Genomic DNA, 18,925 nt, shown 5'->3' with positions numbered 1-18,925 from the left:
GGCGAGTTTTTGTGTGCCAGTGGGGGGGTGGGGGGGGGGGGGGGCGTGCGCCGCCCCCGGGGGGGGTCGCCCCCCGGGGGCCCGCCCCCCCCCCGCCCCGCCCCCCCGCGGCCCCGGAACGACTACCTGATGGCGGCTCCCTTGGAGACGGCGGACAGCATGGCCGCCAACTCGGCGTTCACCTCGGCCTGGTGCTCGGCCAGGTAGAAGTGGCCGCCGGGGAACGTGCGGAGGCAAAAGGCGGCGGTGGAGTGTTCGCGCCACCGGTCGGCCTCCGCGACGGTTGTCTTCGGGTCGTCATCCCCCACCAGTACGTTGATCGGGCAGTCGACCGTGCTGTCCGGCACGGCCTGGTACGTCTCGATGACCCGGTAGTCGCTGCGCACCGCCGGCAAGGCCATCCTCACGATCTCCTCGTCGCCCAGTAGGTCCGCCTGGGTGCCGTTGAGCTTCCGCAACTCGTCGAGCAGGCCCTCGTCGTCCCGCAGGTGCACGCGCTCGTTGCGGTGCGTGGCCGGCGCGCGTCGGCCGGATGCCACGATCGCTCGGGGCGCGGCGGGCGTGTCAGCGAGTGCGAGGGCTGTCTCGAACGCGAGCACCGCACCCATGCTGTGTCCGAAGTAGACAGTCGGCAGGGGCCTTTCCTGCTCGAGTATCGGCCCGATGCGAGCGACGTACTCCGCGACGCTGCGCACCAATGGCTCATGTCTGCGGTCCTGGCGGCCGGGGTACTGGAGGACCACGACGTCGGCAGCGGCGTGGGCCATCGCGACGGGGCGGTAGAAGCTCGCGGAGCCGCCCGCATGCGGAAAGCAGACGAGCCGTACGTGGGCACTGGCGTTGGGTCGGAAGCGGCGCAGCCAGCGCTCTGCGTCGGTGCCTGGCATGGGCATGAGGTCTCCTCGGGGCAGTCGTCAGAGGCGAGTAAGTCCCATTCCTGACTGGAGAATCCCCAGTCCCGAGAAATGATCGTGCCAATTCCCAGTGATGCACTAGGGTGCCCCGATTTCCGTTGACACTGCGGACTTGCGGCTGTGAATGTCACTACCAAGGACTGCTTCCGCGAAAGCTCACCCGGCGTAGCGGTCATTTTTCCCGTCGCGGCAGAAGGGAATTTCGTGTCCAAGCGTGCTCTCATCACTGGGGTCACAGGCCAGGACGGCTCGTACCTCGCAGAACACCTGCTGGCACAGGGCTACCAGGTATGGGGTCTGATACGGGGCCAGGCCAATCCGCGAAAGTCACGGGTCAGCCGCCTCGCATCCGATCTGTCCTTTGTACACGGCGACCTCATGGACCAGGCCAGCCTGGTCTCGGCGCTGGACCACGTCCAGCCCGACGAGGTGTACAACCTCGGAGCCATCTCGTTCGTGCCGATGTCCTGGCAACAGCCGGAACTGGTGACCGAAGTCAACGGCGCCGGTGTGCTCCGCATGCTGGAGGCCATTCGCATGGTCAGTGGGCTGAACACGTCCAGATCGACCCGGTCCGGTCGGATCCGGTTCTACCAGGCGTCGTCCTCGGAAATGTTCGGGAAGGTCGTGGAGACTCCGCAGCGGGAGTCGACCCGGTTCCACCCCCGTAGCCCGTACGGGGTGGCCAAGGCCTATGGCCACTTCATCACGCGTAACTACCGTGAGTCGTTCGACATGTACGGTGTCTCCGGCATCCTGTTCAATCACGAGTCCCCGCGCCGCGGTGCTGAGTTCGTGACCAGGAAGATCTCACTGGCCGTCGCTCAGATCAGGCTGGGACTGCAGGACAAGCTGGCGCTGGGCAACCTGGACGCGGTGCGTGACTGGGGCTTCGCCGGCGACTACGTCAAGGCCATGCACCTGATGCTCCAGCAGGACGAGCCGGGGGACTACGTGATCGGGACCGGCGTCATGCACTCGGTCCGCGACGCGGTGCAGATCGCCTTCGACGCTGTGGGCCTCAACTGGGAGGACCACGTAGTGATCGACCCATCGCTGGTCCGCCCGGCTGAAGTGGAGACGCTGTGCGCCGACTCCAGCATGGCCCGAGCCGCGCTGGACTGGGCGCCCACGGTGAAGTTCCAGGAACTGATGCAGATGATGGTCGAGTCGGACCTGGAGCAGGCATCGCGGACCCGCGACCATGGCGAGCTGCTGGCAGCCGCCGACAGCTGGTGACACCATGACCGACACGCCGACCGGCCCCCACTCCTCCGACGACCACCCCACGAACTCGCGTACAGCGCCGCCGACCTGCTCATCTGCCGGCACCCCCGAGTGATCGACTGACTGGGAGCAAGTGGGCCTCGCCCTCGTCGCGCAGCACATCCGCCTTGCCGGTGATCACCAATGCCGGTGGCAGGTCACGCAGTTGGTCGACGGTGGCCCATGGCGGTGACGCGGTGGGCCGGGCGCGCTCGGCCTCGTCGGTCGTGTACTGGTCCCAGAACCACTGCATGCCGTCCCGGCGCAGGAAGTAGCCCTCGGCGAACTGGCGGCAGGAACCGGTGTCGGAGTTCGCGTCGGTGACCGGGTAGAACAGCAGCTGCTGTGCCGGCGCGGGTCCGCCGCGTACCTCGGCCATCAGGGTGAGCGCAGCGGTCATGGTGCCGCCCACCGAGTCCCCGGCCACGGTCGGCCGGGAGCCGTCCAGGCCGTGGGACGCGCCCTCGTCCACCACCTACTGGGCGACGGCGTAGTTCTGCTCGATGGCGACCGGGTAGCGGGCCTCGGGGGAGAGGTCGTACTCGGGGAGGACCACCGCGGCCTCGGCGCCCACCGCCGGCTCGCGCACCCGACGGGTCATACGTGTGGGCGTTGCCGAACATACAGCCCGCGCCGTGGATGTACACGAACTGCGTCAGACCAATCTGGTCGGGCGCTTCCCAGACGGGTCGCAGATGCACGGGGTCGAATAGTACGCGTGTGCGCATACGGCTGGCGCGTCAACGGGTCGGTGTGAGTCCTCGAACACCCGGCGCCTGCTGACCGGACATGCGAAACGATGTAGCCTCCGGAGACCGCCCTTGACCTGCAGAAGCAGGCAGGGAGCAGACGAATCGGGAGTTTCTTCGTGCTTCGTACCATGTTCAAGTCCAAGATCCACCGCGCCACCGTCACCCAGGCCGACCTGCACTACGTGGGATCGGTGACCATCGACGCCGACCTCCTCGACGCCGCCGACCTGCTGCCCGGCGAGCTGGTCCACATCGTCGACATCACCAACGGCGCCCGGCTGGAGACGTACGTCATCGAGGGCGAGCGCGGCTCAGGAGTCATCGGGATCAACGGCGCGGCCGCCCACCTCGTCCACCCCGGAGACCTGGTGATCATCATCAGCTACGCTCAGGTCACCGACGCCGAGGCGCGGGAGCTGAAGCCGCGGGTCGTGCACGTCGACGGCGGCAACCGGATCGTGTCCCTCGGCGCCGACCCCTCCGAACCGGTGCCCGGCTCGGACCAGGAGCGCAGCCCGCAGGCCGTCTCGGCCTGACCGGCGGACGAGACCAGGAGCGTGCGTGCCCATGAGTGACATCGAGATCCGTGACGACCGGGCGGCGGGGCGCCTGGAGGCCGTCGGTGACGGCGAAGTCGTCGGTCACATCGAGTACTTCGTCCTCGAGTCGCCCGCGCGCGCCCTGGTCCCGGTCCACACCATCGTGGAGCCCGCCCACGAGGGCAAGGGCATCGCCGGCTCGCTGGCCCGTGAGCTGTACGCGGTGTCCGAGCGCGAGGGCATCCCGGTCGCCCCGCTGTGCCCGTACGTCGTCAAGTGGGCCGAGCGCCACCCCGACGTGGCCCCGACCGCCGACCCGGAGCTGCTGGAGGCCGCGAAGGACTGGCTGCGGGCCCACCCCGGACGCTTCTGAGCACACCGGCGCCATCCGGCCACCGGGGCCGTCGCCCGCCGTCGTCGGGTGAGTGGCCGAGCGGGCCCCGGGTACGCGGGGAGTAGTCCAGGCGACGCCAGCGACTGCTCGGAGGCCCCCGATGACGAGCCCGTACCCCGACCCAGCGTCCCCGGGACCACCACCGGCCCCGGGCCCCACTCCACCGGACCCTTACCCCACCCCGGTCCCACCCCCGGAACCGGGCCCGGCCCCGGTCCCGGAGCCCGTCCCACCGCCGGCGCCCACCCCACCACCGGCCCCCGGCCCTCCGGAACCCTCGCCGTCCCCGATCCCTCCAGGTCCGGAACCCGAACCGAGCCCGGAACCGGGCCCACCCCTCACCTGAAAACCCCGGGCGGATCCAGCGCCCCGGACGGGCGCGGGGCTGTGTTGATCTGCGGCACGGCTCCGCCGCGTGGGCGCGACCAGCCACGAAGCACCCGCGACCCGACCACGCCCCGCACCCCACTAGGCGCCCGAAGCACCCCTGGCAGTCCTAAGCGGAAACCTCACTCCGGTCCCCACCCCACAGCGTGTGGAACGACCCCTCCCGGTCCACCCGCCGATACGTGTGCGCCCCGAAGAAGTCGCGCTGCCCCTGCGTCAAAGCCGCCGGCAGGCGTTCCGCCCGCAGCGCGTCGTAGTACGCCAGCGCCGCCGCGAAACCGGGCGTGGGCACTCCCTGCCGGGTCGCCGCGACCAGCACCTCGCGCCAGTCGTCCTGCGCCGCGGCGATCTCCTGCGCGAAGGCGTCGTCCGACAGCAGGCTCGGCAGATCGGCCCGGGCGTCGTAGGCGGCACGGATCCGGTCCAGGAAGGCCGCCCGGATGATGCACCCGCCGCGCCAGATCGAGGAGACCGCGCCCAGGTCGATGTCCCAGTCGTACTCCTCGCTGCCCGCGGCGATCTTGTGGAAGCCCTGCGTGTACGACACGATCTTCGAGGCGTACAGCGCCTGCTCCACCCGGTCGGCGAACGCGGCCGCCTCCGACTCGCTCAGCGGCGAGGGCTTCGGCCCGGCCAGGCCCTGCGAGGCGGCCCGCAGCGCCGCGTGACCCGACAGCGACCGGGCGAACACGGCCTCGGCGATGCCGGACACCGGCACCCCCAGGTCCAGCGCGATCTGCACCGTCCACCGGCCGGTGCCCTTCTGCTCGGCCTGGTCGACCACCACGTCGACGAACGGCTTGCCGGTCGCCGCGTCCACGTGGGACAGGACCTCGGCGGTGATCTCGATCAGGTACGAGTCCAGGCGGCCGGTGTTCCAGGTACGGAAGATGTCCGCGATCTGCGCGGGGGAGTACCCGGCGACGTCCCGCAGCAGCTGGTAGGCCTCGCCGATGAGCTGCATGTCGGCGTACTCGATGCCGTTGTGGACCATCTTCACGAAGTGGCCGGCGCCGTCGGGGCCCACGTGCGTGACGCACGGCGCGCCGTCGGCCGCCTTCGCGGAGATCTTCTCCAGCATCGGGCCGAGCGAGTCGTAGGACTCCTTCGGGCCGCCCGGCATGATGCTCGGACCGTGCAGCGCGCCCTCCTCGCCGCCGGAGACGCCCATGCCGACGAAGTGGATGCCCTGCTCGCGCAGCGCCTTCTCACGGCGGCGGGTGTCCGCGAAGTGCGCGTTGCCCCCGTCGATGATCATGTCGCCGGGCTCCAGGAGCGGGGCGAACTCCTCGATCACCGCGTCCGTCGGACCGCCGGCCTTGACCATGATGACCAGACGGCGCGGGCGCTCCAGGGCCGCCACGAAGTCCTTGGCGGTCTCGGCCGCGATGAAGTCGCCCTCGTGCCCGAACTCCTCCACCAGCTCCTGCGTCCGCGACACCGTACGGTTGTGCACGGCGACCGTGTAGCCGTTGCGCGCGAAGTTCCGGGCGAGGTTGCGGCCCATGACCGCGAGGCCCGTGACACCGATCTGCGCTGAACTGCTCATACCGCCTGCTCCCTAACTGCCTCGTGACTACGGCTCCGTCAGTACGGGCCCTCGCCCATCCTGACGTGCCGCTACGGCGAGCGCACATCCGACCCGCCACGCATGATTACGCGCGGAAGGCGCCCGTCTCCTCAGTGTCGCCGTCGCTCGCGGCCGATCTCGTCAAGGAAGGCCCGTTCCCGGCCACTTGGGAGCGGCATGCGGCTGATTTTCCGTCTTGTCATGGCCTGTTCGCGGCGCTTACTTTTGCCGCTCCTGACGCATGCCGAGGGGAATTCGGACATGGCCGTACGCGGCCGGCATCGCCGGTACCAGCCGAACAGGATCAACCGCGCCTCACTCACCGTCACGGCGGGCGGCGCCGGTCTCGCCATCCCGCTGGTCGCCGCCGGCACCGCCGACGCGGCCGACGCGTCCACCTGGAACAAGGTCGCCGCCTGCGAGTCCAGCGGCAACTGGAGCATCAACACCGGCAACGGCTACTACGGCGGGCTGCAGTTCACCCTGTCCACCTGGGAGGCCTACGGCGGCACCCGGTACGCGCCGCGCGCCGACCTCGCCACCAGGGACCAGCAGGTCGCCGTCGCCGAGAAGGCCCTGGACGGGCAGGGACCCGGTGCCTGGCCGGTGTGCTCGGTCCGGGCGGGGCTGACCCGGGGCGGCCACGCGCCCGAGCTCCACACGGACAGTGCCGCGACCCGCCCGGCGAAGACCGGCAGGACCGGCTCCGTGCCGGACGTGCAGCCGCAGACGACACCGCAGTCCCGTGCCGGCAAGGCCGAGATGTACACGGTGGTGCACGGCGACACGCTCTCCGGCATCGCCGGCGAGCACCATGTCCAGGGCGGCTGGCGCCGGCTGTACGCGGGCAACCGCGCCGCCATAGGGCCCGACCCCGACCTGATCCTGCCGGGCCAGCGACTCAGCCTGCGCGGCACCGCCTCCCCGGCGCCCGACACGCACACCGACGGCAAGTCCAAGTCCCCGAAGCGGAAAGCCCCTTCGGAGAAGAAGACCCACCAGCGCCCGAGCCACGGCAGCGGCCACTCGCTCGTCGCCCCGGTGCACGCCGCCATCGGCACCGGCTACCGCGTGGCCGGGTCGCACTGGTCGAAGGGCTACCACACCGGCGTCGACTTCCTCGTGCCGACCGGCACCTCCGTCCACGCGGCGGCGGCCGGACACGTGGTCGCCGCGGGCTGGGGCGGCTCCTACGGCTACCAGGTGGTGATCCGGCACGCCGACGGGCGCTACACCCAGTACGCCCACCTGTCCGCCATCTCCGTGCGGGCCGGGCAGAGCGTGTCCGCGGGCCAGCGCATCGGCCGCTCCGGGTCCACCGGAAACGTCACGGGCCCGCATCTGCACTTCGAGGTGCGCACGGGGCCCGGCTTCGGCTCGGACATCGACCCGGTCGCCTATCTCCGGGCCGGCGGCGTCAGGATTTGACCCTCGGCCGGTGCCGGTGCACGACGGGCACCGGCAGATGGAAGCTGGCGGACAGCGGGAGGTACGAGGCGGGGAGGGCGTAGACGGCCGGTATGCCGGCGCCGCGCCCTTCGCGACCGCCGTCCGGAGCCGCCACGAGCACGTCCTCGAGGGCGGGCACGTCCGGGAGAGCGCGTACGTCGGGGAGAGCGGGCACGTCCGGGAGGAGGGAGCTGCCGGGCACCCGCAGGTCCGCCGCGGCAGGATCGCCCACGTCCTCCCCGGCCTCCGACGGCTTCGACTCCGACCGCTGCGCGGGCACGCTCCCGAGCACCCTCGCGGCGCCGGCCCCCGCCTCCGTGACCGGCTCCGCCGCCGGGGCGGGGTCGAGCCGCTCCGTCGTCAGCAGGATGAGACCGCCCGCGGCCACCACGCCGCAGCCCAGGGCGAGCACGGTGCCCGTGGAGGCGTAGCGGAACGTCTCGCCGAACATCATGATGCCGACCGCGGCGGCCAGCACCGGGTTGACCACCGTCAGCGTGGCCAGCGGCGCGGCGAGGCCGCCGCCGCGGTAGGAGGCCTGGGAGAGCAGGATGCCGGCGGTCGCGAACACACCGATCACCGCGAGGGAGGGCAGGTCGCCGAGGCTGATCCCGCTGTCCCAGTCGACCGCCACGGTCTTGGTGAACACGGACGACATGCCGAAGGCTATGCCGGAGCCGGTGGCCAGCAGCACGCTGCGCACGGCCGGGTGCCGGTGCACGGCCCGGCCCGCGATCATCAGCGCCACGACCGCTGCGCCGGTGACCAGCGCGACGGCCGTCCGCTGGGCGGCGTCGAGGGAGTGCGCGTCGGACGTGCCGACCAGGGACAGCAGGCCCGCAAGGCCCACCGTGGCCATGATGGCGCCGCGCCAGGCGGTCGCCCCGGCCTTGCGGGAGACGAAGAGCGCCGCCATGGGCAGGGCGAAGACGATGGTCAGCGCGCCCAGCGGCTGCACCAGGCTGAGCGGGCCGTAGGCGAGCGCCACGACGTGCAGCACGCCGCCGAGCCCGTTGAGTGCCAGCGCCGCCCACCAGCCGGCCCGGCGCAGCGGCATGTACGAACCGTCGGGAGAGGACACCGCGACCTGCTCCTGCACGATCGCTCCGCCGGCGTAGGCGACGGCGGAGACGAACGACAGGAGCACGGACAACGCCAGGGCGCTCATCTGCAGCTCCTCTGCGTGAGCCGGGACCCCCGGGTCCGGCGCGGCGTACGGTCGGCTTCCATGGTCAACACTCTGCCCGCTCGGGTCTCTTCCCGTCGTCGTACCTGAGCACGCAATGCCTCCTACTACCGATGGAGTACGCCGACCGCGCGATCATCCCCAAGAGGGGTGACCACGGGTGGACACCCCGGGGTCGGCGCCACGAACAAGCCTGGTACTAGTGCTCCTCGTGGACCTCGACCCCGAACTCGCCGCCCTCCGCCCGCTCGGCGGCTTCTTCGTCCTACGCACCGTCGGATCGGTGGCGGAGCCGGCTTCCGGGCCCCTGCCGACGCTCGCGGAGACCTATGAAGCGGGTACATCGGATGTTTGTCGCAATCAGCTGACTTTCCGTGTCGAGACAGTGGGGCAGCGCCTGCGCACGGCCGAGCTGCGGGTCGCCGCCTCCATCAGCCAGCAGGGTCTTGCCGCCCGCCTGTGGTCCCCGGCCCTGGCCTGTGCGTCCCTGTACGGCCTCCTGCCCGACCTCGATCCGCGCCTGCTGCGCTGGGACGCCGCTGCCACCGCCCCGGACGACCTGTGGCTGACCGAGGTGCGCCCGCTGCCCGGGGACGCGGCGACCCTCGCGGACACCGTGCTGCACGGCCATCTCGAGCCCCTAGGGGAGACCCTGAGGTCCCGCTACGGTGTCGCGGCCGGCCTGCTGTGGGGCAACGCCGCCTCGGCGCTCGCCGGAGCCGCCCGCGAACTGGACCGCTGGGCCCGCGCGAGGGGCCGTACCGAGGTGGCGGACCGGGCCCGCGGTCTCACCGGCGAACTCTTCGCCCACCCCCTCCTGCGCGCCGCCGGCACCCGCACCGGCACGGCCTTCCGCCGCCGCAGCTGCTGCCTGTACTACCGGGTCCCCGGCGGCGGAATCTGCGGCGACTGCTGCTTCACCCGCCCGCCGCGCTCTTCCCCGGACGCCGCTTCTGGGTGACCATGAAGGGAACGTGCCGCCGTGGCAAGGGGGTTGTCGGGTGCGTGTGGGACTGCTGACCCGGGAGTACCCCCCGGACGTGTACGGCGGCGCCGGCGTCCATGTGGAGTTCCTCGCCCGCGAGTTGACCTCCCTGGTGGACCTGGAGGTGCACTGCTGGGGCGAGGGGCGCGGCGTCGGTGTCGTACGCCACCGCCCCTGGACCGTCCTCGACGGCTCCAACGACGCGCTGCGCACCTTCTCCGTGGACCTCTCCATCGCCGCCGCCCTCGAAGGCCGCGAGCTCGTCCACTCCCACACCTGGTACGCCAATCTCGCCGGCCACTTCGCCAAGCTTCTGCACGGCATCCCGCACGTGATGACCGCCCACTCGCTGGAGCCCCTGCGCCCCTGGAAGGCCGAGCAACTGGGCGGCGGATACGCCCTGTCGAGCTGGGCCGAGCGCACCGCGGTCGAGGCCGCGGACGCGGTGATCGCCGTGTCCGGGGCCATGCGGGAGGACATCCTCGCCTGCTATCCGGCGCTGGACCCGGCGAAGGTCCACGTCGTGCACAACGGCATCGACACGACGCTCTACCGGCCGAACCGGGGCACCGACGCCCTCACCCGCACCGGCCTCGACCCCGCCCGCCCGTACGTCCTGTTCGTCGGCCGGATCACCCGCCAGAAGGGCGTGCCCCATCTGCTGCGCGCGGTACGGGACATCGACCCGCGCGCCCAGGTCGTGCTGTGCGCGGGAGCCCCCGACACCCCGGAGATCGACCGAGAGTTCCGGGAGCTGTACGAGGAGCTGAGCCGGGTCCGTGAGGGCGTGTTCTGGATCCCGCAGATGCTGCCGCGCACGGATGTGATCCAACTCCTTACGCACGCGGCCGTGTTCGTCTGCCCGTCGGTGTACGAGCCGCTCGGCATCGTCAACCTGGAGGCCATGGCGTGCGGCACGCCCGTGGTGGCCTCCCGGGTCGGCGGCATCCCCGAGGTCGTCGAGGACGGCCGGACGGGCCTCCTCGTCGACGTGGACGACGACTTCGAGGCAGGCATCGCACGGGCACTGGACGCCGTCCTCGGCGACCGGGAGACGGCCCGGTGGATGGGCGAGGCCGGACGGGAGCGTGCGGTGGGCGAGTTCGGCTGGGACGCGGTGGCCCGGCGCACCGCCGGGCTGTACGAGGAGATCCTCAAGCAGGCCTAGTCCGGTCTGCTCGGGGCAACCATGGTTCGACCAGGGTGAGGGGAGCGGCCATGCGTCGTGGTGGACCTTCGGTTCTCGGAATCGTTCTGGCGGGCGGAGCGGGCAAGCGCCTGATGCCGCTCACCGCGGACCGCGCCAAACCAGCCGTCACCTTCGGCGGCACCTACCGGCTCGTCGACTTCGTCCTGTCCAACCTCGTCAACGCCGACGTCCTGCGGATCTGCGTGCTGACGCAGTACAAGTCCCACTCCCTGGACCGGCACATCACCACCACCTGGCGGATGTCCAGCCTGCTCGGCAACTACGTCACCCCGGTCCCGGCCCAGCAGCGCCTCGGCCCGCGCTGGTACCTGGGCAGCGCCGACGCGATCCTGCAGTCGCTGAACCTCGTCCACGACGAACAGCCCGAGTACGTGGCCGTGTTCGGCGCCGACCACGTCTACCGCATGGACCCGCGGCAGATGCTGCAGCAGCACATCGAGGGCGGCGCGGGCGTGACGGTGGCCGGCATCCGGGTGCCGCGCTCGGAGTCCTCCTCCTTCGGGGTGATCACGCCTGGCTCGGACGGCATCGGTGTCGAGCGCTTCCTGGAGAAGCCCGCCGACCCGCCCGGGCTGGCCGACGACCCCGAGTGCGTGTTCGCCTCGATGGGCAACTACATCTTCTCCACCAAGGCCCTCATCGAGGCGCTGCAACGCGACGCCGAGGACAGCCAGTCGGTGCACGACATGGGCGGCTCGATCCTGCCCCAGCTCACCGGCCGCGGCGAGGCACAGCTGTACGACTTCAGCGCCAACCACGTGCCCGGGGAGACCAGCCGCGACCAGGGCTACTGGCGGGACGTGGGCACCCTGGACGCCTACTACGAGGCGCACATGGACCTGACCGCCGAGCGGCCCGCCTTCAACCTCTACAACCGCCAGTGGCCCGTCTACACCCACTCCTACCAGCTCTCCCCGGCCCGCTTCAATGCGGGCGGCATGGCGAGCGAGTCCATCATCAGCGCGGGCTGCCTGATCCGCGGTCAGGTCACCCGGTCCGTGCTGTCGCCGGGGGTCCGGGTCGACCCGGGCGCGGTCGTGCAGGGCTCGGTGCTGCACGACAACGTGCACATCGGCCGGGGTGCGGTCGTCCGCGGTGCCGTCCTGGACAAGAACGTCGAGGTGCCGCCCGGCGCGACGATCGGCGTCAACCCGGAGCGGGACGCCGAGCTGTACACCGTCTCCAAGAGCGGGGTGATCGCCCTGGGGAAGGGCCAGCGGGTCTCCTGACCCCTTGACCTCCGGACCGCCCGACCTCCTGGCGGACGCACCGTCAGACCGCCTCCGACCGCGACGCGTTTGTCATCACCCTCCCGGAATGCCGGGGTTCGCCTCGTTCGGCCTTCACGATGCAGGCAACGATGTCGAACCTTCGGAGGTCATCCGACATGAGAGGGACCCGGCGCACGCGGCTGTGCCTGGCCGGGGTGCTGGCAGCGTCCACGCTGATCGCCACCCCCGCCGCACGGGCCGCCGAGCGGACCGACGGCCACCTCACCGACCTGGTCAACCCCTTCATCGGGAGCCAGAACGAGGGCAACACCTTCCCCGGCGCGGCCGTGCCTTTCGGCATGGTGCAGCTCTCCCCGGACACCGGGCACAGCACCGGCTACGACTACACGCAGAACACCGTCCGCGGCTTCTCACTGGTCCATCTCTCGGGCGTCGGCTGCCGGATCGGCGGCGACCTGCCCGTACTGCCCATCACGGGCGAGGTCACGCAGACGGACTACGCCAAGTACGCGGCGGGCTTCTCGCACGCCGACGAGGAGGCGAGCCCCGGCTACTACCGCGTCGGCCTCGACTCCGGCATCCGCGCCGAGCTGACCGCTAGCAGGCGCACCGGAGTGCAGCGGTTCACCTTCCCGGCCACCGACAAGGCCAACGTCCTGCTGAACGCGGCCCAGTCGCTGCACAAGCCGGTCGGCAGCGCCGTCGAGATCCTCGACGACCACACCGTGCGCACCGAGATCAGCGGCCACGGCTTCTGCCGTGACACCGGCCCCTACACCGTCTACACGATCACCCGCTTCAGCCGGCCCTTCACCGCGTACGGCACCTGGAACGGCGCCACGGTCACCCCGGGCGCCCGCACCGGAGGCGGCGGCGCCTACGTCCGCTTCGACACGACAAAGGACCGTACCGTCGAGGCGACCACCGCCCTGTCGTACGTCGACGCGCGCGGCGCCGCAGTCAACCTTCGCTCCGAGGGCGGCCGGTCCTTCGACGCCGTACGGGACCGGGCCCGCGCGGAGTGGGAGCGCCGGCTCGCAGCGGTCCGTGTCGAGGGTGGCGACCCCACCCTGCGCCGCACCTTCTACTCGTCGCTGTACCGCTCGTTCCTCGCGCCCAACATCGGCAGCGACGCGGACGGCCGCTACACCGGCTGGGACCGCCGGGTCCACCGAGCGGAACGGTTCACGTACTACCAGAACTGGTCGCTGTGGGACACCTACCGCACCCAGGCCCAGCTTCTCGCCCTGCTCGCGCCCCGCGAGGCGCGCGACATGGCCCTGTCGGTGGTGAAGGTCGACGAGGACGGCGGCTGGCTGCCCAAGTGGGGCTACGGCCCGGTCGAGACGAACACCATGAGCGGCGACCCTGTCACCCCGTTCCTCACCACCGCCTACCAGATGGGCCTGCTCAAGGGGTTCGAGGAACGCGCCTACCGGGCGCTGCGGAAGAACGCCGACGGGGTGCCGCCCACCGGCTACCCGGGCGTCGGCCGGGAGGCCAACGCCGAGTACATCGCGCACGGGTTCGCGCCCTACGACAAGAGCCACCCGCTCACCAAGATGGGCGACTCCGACTACCACCACGGCGCCTCCGTCACCCTGGAGTACGCCCTCGCCGACGCCGTGCTCGCCCAGATGGCCCGCGGTCTCGGCCACACCGGCGACGCGGCCCGCTACGCCGCCCGGGCGCAGAACTTCCGGACCGTCTTCGACCCCTCCATCGGCTTCTTCCGTGCCCGGGACGCCTCCGGCGCCTTCACCGGCTCGGCCGACCCGGCCCGCGGCATCGGTTTCCACGAGGGCACCGCCTGGCAGTACCAGTGGCTCGTCCCGCAGGACCTGCCCGGCATGATCGGCCTCATCGGCGGCGAGCGCGCCGCCAACGACCGCCTGGACTCCTTCTTCGCCTACGACCGGCTGCTGGCCGACCCCGGGAGGACCGCCCGCGAGGTGTGGGTGCACGGGGACGCGTACAACTACTACAACGCCGACAAGTACAACCCGATGAACGAGCCCGACCTCATCGCGCCCTACACCTACCTGGCCACCGGGCAGCCCTGGAAGACCACGGACGTCGTCCACGCGGCGCTGACCCTCTTCACCGACGGACCCACCGGCATGACCGGCAACGACGACCTCGGCACCATGTCCGCCTGGAACGTGCTGTCGTCGATCGGGATCTTCCCGATCCAGCCCGGCTACGACACCTGGGGCCTGTCCACCCCGGTCTTCGACCGCGTCGACCTCACCCTGGACCGCCGCTTCTGGCCCGGCGGCCGGCTGACGGTCACCGCGCCCGGCACCTCGGCGAGCGACCGCTACGTCCAGGCCGTCCGCACGGACGGGACGCCGCACACGCGGACCTATCTGACGACCGATGCGCTGCGCTCCACGCGCTCCCTCGCGTTCACGGTCGGCCCGCGCCCGTCCGAGTGGGGTACGTCACCCCAGGCGGTACCACCGGTGCTGAGGTGACCTCAGGAGTCTCCTGAGTCCCGCCCCTCTCACAGGGGCGGGACTTAATCTGCTGTTAACTGAGCGTAGCCTGATCGTACTTGACCGTAATTGGGAGACGGGGATTGACTGCATATATCCAACCGTCGACGACGTGCGAGGCAATCCCTTGACTTCCGACCTGCTCGCTCCGCTCGACCTGGCCTTCTGGAACATGGAGTCCGAACGGCACCCGATGCACCTCGGCGCCCTCGGCGTGTTCACCGCGCACTCGCCCACCGCCGGAGCCCACGCCGCCGACCTGCTCGCCGCGCGTGCCGCATCCGTGCCCGGTCTCCGCATGCGCATCCGGGACATCTGGCAGCCCCTCGCCTTCGGCGGCGCCACCCGGGAGACCGATCCGGACTTCGACCCGCTCAACCACGTACGGCTGCACGCCCCGACCGCCGACTTCCAGGAGGTCGCGGGACGGCTGATGGAACGCCCGCTGGAGCGTGGCCGGCCGCCGTGGGAGGCGCACGTCCTGCCCGGCGAGGACGGCGTGTCCTTCGCCGTGCTGTTCAAGTTCCACCACGCCCTCGCCGACGGACTGCGCGCGCTCAAGCTCGCGGCCGGCGTCCTGGACCCGGTCGACCTGCCCGAGCGCGGCCCCCGTGCCATCGAGCCGCCGCGCAGCCTGCTCTCCGACGTGCGCCGGCTGCCCGGACTCGTCCCCGAGCTGGTCAAGGGCACGCTGTCCGACGTGGGCCGGGCCCTCGACATCGGCGCCTCCCTGGCCCGCTCCACCTTCGGGATGCGCCCCTCGTCCGCGCTGACCTCCGCCCCCAGCGGCACCCGCCGCACGGCCGGGGTCGTCCTGGACATCGACGACGTCCACCGGGTCCGCAAGAGCGTCGGCGGCACCGTCAACGACGTCCTCATCGCCGTCGTCGCCGGCGCGCTGCGCCGCTGGCTGGACGAACGTGGTGACGGCAGCGAGGGCGTCGCGCCCCGTGCCCTCATCCCCGTCTCCCGGCGCCGCCCGCGCGCCGCCCACCCACAGGGCAACCGGCTCTCCGGGTATCTGATACGGCTCCCCGTGGACGACCCCGATCCGCTCCGCCGGCTCGACACCGTGCGTACGGCGATGATCCGCAACAAGGACGCGGGCCCCAACCGGGGTGCCGGGGCCGTCGCCCTGCTCGCCGACCACGTGCCCGCGCTCGGCCACCGGCTCGGCGGGCCGCTGGTCGGCCAGGCCGCGCGGCTCTGGTTCGACATCCTCGTCACCAGCGTGCCGCTGCCCGGGCTCGGGCTGAAGCTCGGTGGGCACCAGCTCGCCGAGGTCTACCCCTTCGCTCCGCTCGCCCCCGGTCAGTCCCTGGCGGTCGCGATCTCCACGTATCGCGGGCGCGTGCACTACGGGCTTGTCGCCGACGCGCGGGCCGTGCCGGACCTCGACGTGTTCGCGCGGGCGGTGTCGGACGAGGTGGAGATGTTGCTGTCCGTCTGCGAGGCCTGAGCCCCGCCTCCGGCCGGGTCCGGCCTCCCACCCGCACCACCCGCGCGGCTTTCGTCGCCGGGTGCGGGTGGCCCCGGCGGGGCGGATGCGCCGTAGGCCGCCGGCGGGGTCCGGGTTGGTTGTGGGGCGGGCGGCAGTTCCGGAGCCGTTGTGATGTCGTGTGGCCAGTGAGGCCGTTGGTAGTGGATGTGGCTGATGGGGCCGGTGTGATGCGACTCTCGCCCTCGGTGAAGCCCGGTGTGGGGGAGCGGTTTGGCGGGTAGGCCCTGTGCTCCGTAAAATTCCCCGTTCGAAAGCGGGCGCGAGTCGGAGCGCTGCGCGGGTGATCAGGGAAGCGGCAGCGCGATGACGGTGACAGAGGACGGCTTCACGGCCACGGACGAGGTCGTGTACGGCCCCGGCATCGACCCCGAGCGCCTGGCCGTCTGCCTCGGCGTGCTCGAGGAGCTCGACAAGCTGGAGGTCGACCACCCCGACGCCATCACGGTGCGCCGGGCCACGGCCGGCATCTACCGCACGGTCAAGCAGCGCCGCCGCCAGGAGCGCCGGGCCGCCAAGACCGCCCACGACAAGGCGGTCACCGAGGCCACCGCGACCGGCTCCGCCCAGCGCATCGACGACGAGACCGAGGGCATCCTGCCGTCGTCGGTCACCGAGGCCGGGAAGGTCGCCGGGATACTCCAGCGCCCGCGCTCCTGCTACACCTGCAAGGCGCGGTACGTGGAAGTCGACTACTTCTACCACCAGCTCTGTCCGGACTGCGCGTCTCTGAACCGGGCCAAGCGCGACGCCCGCGCCGACCTGACCGGCAAGCGTGCCCTGCTCACGGGCGGCCGCGCCAAGATCGGCATGTACATCGCGCTGCGCCTGCTGCGCGACGGCGCGCACACGACCATCACCACGCGCTTCCCCAAGGACGCCATCCGCCGGTTCAAGGCGATGGAGGACTCGGCGGACTGGATGCACCGGCTGGAGGTCGTCGGCATCGACCTGCGCGACCCGGCGCAGGCCGTGGCCCTGGCCGAGCGGGTCGCCGAGGCGGGTCCGCTCGACATCCTGATCAACAACGCGACGCAGACCGTGCGCCGCCTGCCCACCGCGTACGCGGCCCTGGTGGAGGGCGAGAGCGCCCCGCTGCCCGCCGGTGAGCTCCCCGCCCACCATGTCATCGGAGCCTTCAACTCCGGCGCCGTGGACGGCATCGCCGCGCTGCCCGTCAGCACCAGCGGCCTGGACGCGCAGAAGGTCGCCGACCTCGCGCTCGTCGCGGGCAACGCCAGCGTCGCCCGGCACCTCGACGGCACTGCCATCGACGCGGGCGGTCTCGTCCCCGACGTCGTTGACACCAACACCTGGGTGCAGACCATCGACCAGATCTCGCCGGTCGAGCTGCTGGAGACCCAGCTGTGCAACTACACGTCGCCGTTCATCCTGATCAGCGCCCTGCGCCCGGCGATGGCGGACGCCGCGAAGCGGGCCACCAGCCGCCGTGCCCACGTCGTCAACGTCTCGGCGATGGAGGGCGTCTTCGGTCGCGGCTACAAGGGCGCCGGACACCCGAACACCAACGCCGCGAAGGCCGCCATGAACATGGTCACGCGCACCAGCGCCCAGGAGATGTTCGAGACCGACGGCATCCTCATGACCTCGGTCGACACCGGCTGGATCACCGACGAGCGTCCCCACTACGACAAGCTGCGCCTGGCGGAGGCCGGCTTCCACGCGCCGCTCGACCTGGTGGACGGCGCGGCCCGCGTCTACGACCCTGTCGTGCGGGGCGAGCAGGGCGACGACGTGTACGGCGTCTTCCTGAAGGACTACGTGCCCGGCAAGTGGTGAACCGGGGGCGGAAAACCGGTGGCCCGACGGGCCACCGGTGATCCAGCCTCCAGAAGTCGTGCCGGGGTGCCCGGTGCGCAGGCGACGCGTTCTTCGTGGTTGAACTCCTCTTGCAGGCCCCAGTGGGCCTGTGGCCCTTCGGGGGCCGGCTCGCGCCGCCGTCCGGACCTCGGGCACCCGGCGCAGACGTTCGTGCACGGCGCACACCGCTGCCCCAGCCTCGTTCGAGCAGGGGACACCCCATCGGCAGCAGGGGCGCCTCGGTGGTGCCGTAGGTGCCTGCGCCAGCCGCAGCAGCGCCTCGACGTTGCCCGCGAACGCCTCCGGCCAGGCCTCGGCGCCGGCCTCCATCAGCGGCCCGTACGGGCGGTCGGTCGCCGCGTCGTCGACGGGGACGTCCAGCACGACGGCCCGTCAGGGACCAGGGGCGCGCGCCCGAAGGGGCGCGGGGAACTGCGCGACCAGCCACGACGACGCAGCAGACAACCGACGGCCCATCGCGGCCCCCCCCACAGCGGAGCGCTTACGCGCCGAGCCGCGAGTGCCGGGCCGCGACCAGCTCCAGTACGGTGCGCCAGTCCTCCAGTACCCCGGCGTCGAAGCCCGCGGCGCGGCCCTCCTCGGCGGCCTGGCGCAGCCGCAGCAGATCGTCGTCGGCGGGGCCGCCGGGGTGGGAGTATCCGCGCACCAGCCGGAACACCCGCTCGCCGAGCAGTGGGCGCACCGCGGCGGCCGCGCTGCGGGCCCGCCCGGCCTCGTCGCCCGGGCTCAGCACCGGTCCGATGCCGTGGACCAGGCCCGCCACCTGGAGCTCCTTGTCGGCGGGGCGGCTGCGGCGCAGCAGCGCGGCGGTTCGCAGCGCGTGCTGGTGCCGGCCGGCGTACAGCAGATCCATCAGCTCCTCGACGCTGCGCAGCTCCATGCGTCAGTCCTTCCGGGAGACGGCTGTTGCCCTCCGCCAGCAGATCATGGCGAGCTTGCGACCTGGCCAACGGCACCTGAACTGCGCCGCATGTACGCCGAGCGGGTGAATCCCACCGGCGGGTGGGTGATGCGCGATGTGACAAATAGCGGCATATTGAGGGGCATTGGAGGGCAATCGACTTCCGATAGTTACACCTTGTTTGCACTCCCTATCGAGCGGACCTCCGCTCATTTGGTTAATCTGGAGGGCATGGACAGCAGTACGGGGTCCCACCCACACCCCTCGTCCGAACCGGCGCCACCGCGTCCGACCGGCCTTCC

At 71.5% G+C, this 18,925-nt stretch carries 14 protein-coding genes and 1 pseudogene; 10 read left to right on the top strand and 5 right to left on the bottom strand.

Annotated elements, in window-relative coordinates:
• Positions 1 to 122 precede the first annotated feature (122 nt).
• Positions 123 to 893: a thioesterase II family protein gene (locus tag ACIRVH_RS42305; protein ID WP_403965268.1), complete on the bottom strand. Its 771-nt coding sequence runs from the start codon at positions 891 to 893 to the stop codon at positions 123 to 125.
• A gap of 225 nt (positions 894 to 1,118) precedes the next feature.
• On the opposite strand from ACIRVH_RS42305, the gene ACIRVH_RS42300 reads away from it, so the two are divergent.
• Positions 1,119 to 2,153, top strand: a complete 1,035-nt coding sequence (locus ACIRVH_RS42300; RefSeq protein WP_403965266.1) for a GDP-mannose 4,6-dehydratase — start codon at positions 1,119 to 1,121, stop codon at positions 2,151 to 2,153.
• Positions 2,154 to 2,274: 121 nt separating this feature from the next.
• Here ACIRVH_RS42300 and ACIRVH_RS42295 read toward each other — a convergent pair.
• A pseudogene (locus ACIRVH_RS42295) lies at positions 2,275 to 2,839 on the bottom strand (alpha/beta hydrolase); the annotation flags it as partial.
• A gap of 209 nt (positions 2,840 to 3,048) precedes the next feature.
• Between ACIRVH_RS42295 and panD the strand changes: the two are divergent.
• Together panD and ACIRVH_RS42285 are read left to right on the top strand one after the other, a co-directional pair.
• Entirely contained in the window at positions 3,049 to 3,468 is a 420-nt protein-coding gene (gene panD, locus ACIRVH_RS42290) for an aspartate 1-decarboxylase (RefSeq protein WP_386576860.1), read from the top strand.
• A gap of 31 nt (positions 3,469 to 3,499) precedes the next feature.
• On the top strand, positions 3,500 to 3,844 hold the full coding sequence (locus ACIRVH_RS42285; RefSeq protein ID WP_393470879.1) for a GNAT family N-acetyltransferase: 345 nt from the start codon (positions 3,500 to 3,502) through the stop codon (positions 3,842 to 3,844).
• Between the two features lie 517 nt (positions 3,845 to 4,361).
• Here ACIRVH_RS42285 and gndA read toward each other — a convergent pair.
• On the bottom strand, positions 4,362 to 5,801 hold the full coding sequence (gene gndA / locus ACIRVH_RS42280) for an NADP-dependent phosphogluconate dehydrogenase (protein WP_403965264.1): 1,440 nt from the start codon (positions 5,799 to 5,801) through the stop codon (positions 4,362 to 4,364).
• A gap of 282 nt (positions 5,802 to 6,083) precedes the next feature.
• Here gndA and ACIRVH_RS42275 point away from each other — a divergent pair, with 282 nt between their 5' ends.
• The gene (locus tag ACIRVH_RS42275) at positions 6,084 to 7,250 is read left to right on the top strand and encodes a transglycosylase family protein (protein WP_403965262.1); all 1,167 of its coding nucleotides are present in this window, start codon (positions 6,084 to 6,086) and stop codon (positions 7,248 to 7,250) included.
• Here the strand turns inward: ACIRVH_RS42275 and ACIRVH_RS42270 are convergent.
• Positions 7,240 to 8,439 (bottom strand): DMT family transporter, encoded by a 1,200-nt coding sequence (locus ACIRVH_RS42270; RefSeq protein WP_403965260.1) that lies wholly within the window; start codon positions 8,437 to 8,439, stop codon positions 7,240 to 7,242. The two genes, ACIRVH_RS42275 and ACIRVH_RS42270, sit on opposite strands and share 11 nt — an antisense overlap.
• A gap of 229 nt (positions 8,440 to 8,668) precedes the next feature.
• Here ACIRVH_RS42270 and ACIRVH_RS42265 point away from each other — a divergent pair, with 229 nt between their 5' ends.
• The 6 genes from ACIRVH_RS42265 to ACIRVH_RS42240 all read left to right on the top strand — a co-directional run bounded on the left by ACIRVH_RS42265 (position 8,669) and on the right by ACIRVH_RS42240 (position 17,680).
• Positions 8,669 to 9,418 carry a (2Fe-2S)-binding protein gene (locus ACIRVH_RS42265; protein WP_403965279.1) on the top strand — a complete coding sequence of 250 codons (750 nt, stop codon included), beginning with the start codon at positions 8,669 to 8,671 and terminating at the stop codon, positions 9,416 to 9,418.
• Positions 9,419 to 9,458: 40 nt separating this feature from the next.
• Positions 9,459 to 10,610 carry a glycogen synthase gene (glgA, locus tag ACIRVH_RS42260; RefSeq protein ID WP_403965258.1) on the top strand — a complete coding sequence of 384 codons (1,152 nt, stop codon included), beginning with the start codon at positions 9,459 to 9,461 and terminating at the stop codon, positions 10,608 to 10,610.
• Between the two features lie 50 nt (positions 10,611 to 10,660).
• Positions 10,661 to 11,881, top strand: a complete 1,221-nt coding sequence (gene glgC / locus ACIRVH_RS42255) for a glucose-1-phosphate adenylyltransferase (protein WP_403965256.1) — start codon at positions 10,661 to 10,663, stop codon at positions 11,879 to 11,881.
• A gap of 158 nt (positions 11,882 to 12,039) precedes the next feature.
• Positions 12,040 to 14,361 (top strand): GH92 family glycosyl hydrolase, encoded by a 2,322-nt coding sequence (locus ACIRVH_RS42250; RefSeq protein WP_403965254.1) that lies wholly within the window; start codon positions 12,040 to 12,042, stop codon positions 14,359 to 14,361.
• A 148-nt stretch (positions 14,362 to 14,509) separates the two neighbouring features.
• Positions 14,510 to 15,841, top strand: coding sequence for a wax ester/triacylglycerol synthase family O-acyltransferase (locus tag ACIRVH_RS42245; protein ID WP_403965277.1), 1,332 nt, complete (start codon positions 14,510 to 14,512; stop codon positions 15,839 to 15,841).
• 345 nt (positions 15,842 to 16,186) lie between these two features.
• Positions 16,187 to 17,680 (top strand): SDR family NAD(P)-dependent oxidoreductase, encoded by a 1,494-nt coding sequence (locus ACIRVH_RS42240; RefSeq protein ID WP_403965252.1) that lies wholly within the window; start codon positions 16,187 to 16,189, stop codon positions 17,678 to 17,680.
• A gap of 523 nt (positions 17,681 to 18,203) precedes the next feature.
• On the opposite strand, the gene ACIRVH_RS42235 is transcribed toward ACIRVH_RS42240, so the two are convergent.
• Complete coding sequence (locus ACIRVH_RS42235; RefSeq protein WP_403965250.1) at positions 18,204 to 18,602, bottom strand: hypothetical protein; 399 nt, start codon at positions 18,600 to 18,602, stop codon at positions 18,204 to 18,206.
• Positions 18,603 to 18,925: the final 323 nt, after the last annotated feature.

This window comes from Streptomyces sp. NPDC101165 (genome assembly GCF_044768135.1).
Taxonomy (GTDB): domain Bacteria; phylum Actinomycetota; class Actinomycetes; order Streptomycetales; family Streptomycetaceae; genus Streptomyces.
This window is presented reverse-complemented; position numbering and strand designations above follow the sequence as displayed.

Excerpts from the sequence above, each read along its gene's own strand:
- ACIRVH_RS42250 (WP_403965254.1), top strand. The coding sequence starts at position 12,040 with ATGAGAGGGACCCGGCGCACGCGGCTGTGCCTGGCCGGGGTGCTGGCA.
- ACIRVH_RS42275 (WP_403965262.1), top strand. The coding sequence starts at position 6,084 with ATGGCCGTACGCGGCCGGCATCGCCGGTACCAGCCGAACAGGATCAAC.
- ACIRVH_RS42240 (WP_403965252.1), top strand. The coding sequence starts at position 16,187 with ATGACGGTGACAGAGGACGGCTTCACGGCCACGGACGAGGTCGTGTAC.
- gndA (WP_403965264.1), bottom strand. The coding sequence starts at position 5,801 with ATGAGCAGTTCAGCGCAGATCGGTGTCACGGGCCTCGCGGTCATGGGC.
- ACIRVH_RS42270 (WP_403965260.1), bottom strand. The coding sequence starts at position 8,439 with ATGAGCGCCCTGGCGTTGTCCGTGCTCCTGTCGTTCGTCTCCGCCGTC.
- ACIRVH_RS42285 (WP_393470879.1), top strand. The coding sequence starts at position 3,500 with ATGAGTGACATCGAGATCCGTGACGACCGGGCGGCGGGGCGCCTGGAG.
- ACIRVH_RS42235 (WP_403965250.1), bottom strand. The coding sequence starts at position 18,602 with ATGGAGCTGCGCAGCGTCGAGGAGCTGATGGATCTGCTGTACGCCGGC.
- glgC (WP_403965256.1), top strand. The coding sequence starts at position 10,661 with ATGCGTCGTGGTGGACCTTCGGTTCTCGGAATCGTTCTGGCGGGCGGA.
- ACIRVH_RS42305 (WP_403965268.1), bottom strand. The coding sequence starts at position 893 with ATGCCCATGCCAGGCACCGACGCAGAGCGCTGGCTGCGCCGCTTCCGA.